The organism is Aeromonas sp. L_1B5_3 (assembly GCF_963866575.1).
GTDB classification, from domain to species: Bacteria; Pseudomonadota; Gammaproteobacteria; order Enterobacterales; family Aeromonadaceae; genus Aeromonas; species Aeromonas jandaei.
This window is the reverse complement of record NZ_CAWMDN010000091.1, coordinates 1-227: the sequence shown is the minus strand read 5'-3', so window position 1 is coordinate 227 and position 227 is coordinate 1. Positions and strand designations below refer to the sequence as shown.

The following is a 227-nucleotide window of genomic DNA, read 5'->3' as shown; positions in this document are numbered from 1 at the left end:
TGCCGCGCCATGCCGATCCGTGCCAGCAACTTCAAGAAGTTGGGGTAGGTGCGATCGTTGAAGACGATAAAGCCGGTGTCGATGGCATAGCTGCGGCCAGCCTGATTCACATCGACAGTGGCGGTGTGTCCCCCCAGAGTTGGCGCCGCCTCGAACAGGGTGATGTCATGGAGTTTGTGGAGCAGAAAACCGGCGGTGAGCCCCGAGATCCCTGAACCGACGATGGC

General features: G+C 60.4%; 1 protein-coding gene. It reads right to left on the bottom strand.

Features of this window, described 5'->3' with window-relative positions; genetic code table 11:
- Window positions 1-227, bottom strand: a 227-nt coding sequence (locus AACR93_RS05600) for an NAD(P)-binding protein (RefSeq protein ID WP_043852312.1), incomplete at both ends; no start/stop codon positions are given.